The sequence below is a fragment of the Xanthobacter sp. BG11Y11_SDJG genome, assembly GCF_057364445.1.
This window is the reverse complement of sequence record NZ_JBNFNU010000469.1, coordinates 1-2,930: the sequence shown is the minus strand read 5'-3', so window position 1 is coordinate 2,930 and position 2,930 is coordinate 1. Positions and strand designations below refer to the sequence as shown.

The window sequence follows — 2,930 nt, the reverse complement described above, 5'->3', positions numbered from 1 at the left end:
GTGGTGATGCGCCCGGTGGCGCCCCGGCTCCATCTGGCGCATCGACGGCGTCACCGGCGCCGTCGCTCTGTTCGCCACCGTCACCCACGAGGGGCGGGCCAATGGCGGCGCGGCGCTGGGCGGGCTCGCCTTCGATGCCGAGACGAACACGCTCTATGTCGCCGACCGGGAGACCGGCTTCATCCTGCGCTACGGCCTGGACGGCACGCTGCTCTGGCGCTTCGACCACGGCACCGAGGGGCGTGCGGCCGCAGGACTTGCGTCGGTGCCGTACGACCCGGCGGGACGGTCCGAGATCGCCGGCCCGGCCTTCGACAGCACGCAGCCGGCCACCTGGGGCTATGCGGCGCCGGAGCGGCGCGTGTTCGGCCTCGGCATCCGCCAGGGTCGCCTGTATTACGCGGTGGCCGCGGGCCGGGAGGTCTGGTCCATCGCGATCGACGGGAGCGCGCTCTCGCCCACCCTCGAGCTGAGCGTTCCGCCGGGCGACGGCCCGTCCGAGATCTCGAAGATCACCTTCGACGACCAGGGGCGAATGATTCTCGCCGAGCGGCCGGCTCCCACCGGCGCCTACGATTTCCAGGCGCTCGCCGCTCCCGGCACCGGCCGGGTCCTGCGCTATGCCCTGTTCGAGCGCTATCCCGGCGTCGCGCGCGCCTGGCAGCCGGAGCCGGACGCCTATGCGGTGGGCTTTCCCGGCGCCTTCACCAACGGCAATGGCGCGCCGCCATCGGCTATGACCACGACCGCGCGGGCGCCTCGACCGGTGGAGCTGCGGCGGCTTCCTGTGGACCACGGGCGAGCGGCTGCGGGCGAGCGCCGATCCGGCTTTGGCGGCGCGGCTCTCCGCTTCCGGGCCGGCCAACGTGGACGGGCTCCAGGGCAACGACGTCTGGCGGGTGCGGCCGCTGAACGCGCCGCCCCTGCGCAGCGCCTTCATCGACTATGACGACCAGTTCGATGCGCCCGGCGCCAGCGGCTGGATGGGCGACATGGCCATCTGGCGCGTGTGCGGACCGGCGCTGCGGGGCGGCTGGATGCTGCCCGGCTGGATGCTGGCCTGGTGGGGCGGCATCCCGGCCGCGCTGCCGCCGCCGCCCGACCTCTCCTGCCCGCCGGATCAGGTCAAGCCCGGCGTGCAGTGCTGCCCCAAGGGCACGGCGCCGGGTCCGAACGGCCAGTGCACGCCGTTCTGCCCGAACGGCGCCATGGACCCGAAGAGCCAGCAATTGTGCGGCCTCGGCTTCGATGCGGCGACCTATGATGCGGGCAATCTGGCCAAGCTCACCTGCATCGGCGGGAAGGCGCCGAAACCGGGCCAGGGCCTCCTCGGCTGCGTCGAGGCATCGCCGGTCCTGAGCGCGCCGGTGTGCCCGGCGGGCTATGCCAAGCAGGCCGTTCCCGGCGTCGGCACCATCTGCCAGCCGACGCCGGGGCAGGGTCAATGCCCCCCGGCCAGCAGCTCAGCCCGATCGATCAGCAATGCCATGCGCTGTGCGCCGACGGCGCCGCATGGCCGGCGAGCCAATGCTGGCGCGCCCGGCGCGGTGGTTCCGGCACCGGCCAGTGCTGCCCGGCCGGCGCGCAGTTCGATCCGCAGACCGGCCTCTGCACCACCGAGGTCACGTTCAACCCCTGCCCGCCGGGCGCGAAGGCGCAGGCCGCATCCGGCCAGTGCGCCCCCGGCGCCGGATGCCCCAAGGGATCGCTCGCCGATCCCAAGACCGGCCTGTGCAAGACGACGACGACCTTCTGCCTGCCGGGCTACACCCCCGACCCCGCCTCCGGCGCCTGCAAGAAGACGCCGCCGAAGATCGCCTGCGCCGTTGGCCAGCTCGCAAAGGACGGCGCCTGCTGCCCCGCCGGCTGGTCGCCCACGCGGCCGCCGGGGGCTGCTGCCCGCCGGGCCAGTCGGCCGATGCGGGCGGACAGTGCAAGCTCGCCGCCTGCCCGCCGCCGGGAAAGAAGATCGGCGGCAAATGCTGCGCCCCCGGCGACCTCCAGCCGGGCGGAAGCTGTGCCGCGTCCCTGTGCGCGGGCGGCAAGGTTCCGGTGGGCTCCGGCCCCGCCTGCTGCGATCCGGCCAAGGTCTATGCCGACGCGAAGGGCGCCGCCGCCTGCTGCGCGGGCAAGGTGGTGAACGGCGTCTGCGGCCCGCTCGGCGGCGATGTCGCCCAGCCGCAATGCGGCTCCTCGGACCCCAATTGCTGCCCGGCCGGCTATGCTGCCGCCGGCGGCGCCTGCTGTCTGGCGAGCCAGCTCACCGCCACCGGCCAGTGCTGCCCGGCCGGCCAGGCGCCATCGGGACCCCGGCAACACCCAGTGCGGCCCCGCCAAGACGCCGGGGATGCCGCCGGGCGGCGGTCCTCCCGGTGGTGGCGGCACGCCGGGCGGAAGCTATTTGCTGCGCGGGGGGCCTTTGTCCCGGTCGCCGGCGGCATCTGCTGCGCGCCGGGGCAGGTCACGTCGGTTGGCCAGTGCTGCCCGGCCGGCCAGCAGCCCGATCCGAAGAACCGGCGGAGCTGCGTGCCCGCGCAATCCTGCGGCCTGCGCAAGACCATGGTGGACGGCGCGTGCTGCGAGGATTCCCACGTCTACAAGGACGGCACCGGCACGCCGCGCTGCTGCGCCCAACTCGTGGACCAGCAGAGCCAGCGCTGCCCGGCCGATCCGATCTTCAACCGGCAGCAGGTCTGCGCGAAGGGCTGGGTGCCGGTCGGCGACGGCGCCTGCTGCCCGGCGGGGCGGGTGACGCGCGACGGACGCTGCCGCGGCACCACCCAACCGCCGGTGATCGCGCCGCCTCTGTACCTGCCGCCCGCCTTACGTGCCACCGCTGTACGTTCCAAAGCCCTATGTGCCGCCTTATGTGCCGCCGGCAAACCGCGTTCCGCCGCCGCCGCCCCAGGGCCGGCGCCCCAGCCCGTCCG

The 2,930-nt window shown here is 74.3% G+C and carries 2 protein-coding genes; both read left to right on the top strand.

What is annotated here, in order from left to right; genetic code table 11:
* The first annotated feature begins 265 nt into the window (after positions 1-265).
* Positions 266-949 carry a hypothetical protein gene (locus AC2W7M_RS23010; protein WP_486135211.1) on the top strand — a complete coding sequence of 228 codons (684 nt, stop codon included), beginning with the start codon at positions 266-268 and terminating at the stop codon, positions 947-949.
* Positions 950-2,052: 1,103 nt separating this feature from the next.
* Positions 2,053-2,930 (top strand): hypothetical protein (locus AC2W7M_RS23005; protein WP_486135210.1); only part of this gene is annotated, 878 nt, incomplete at its 3' end.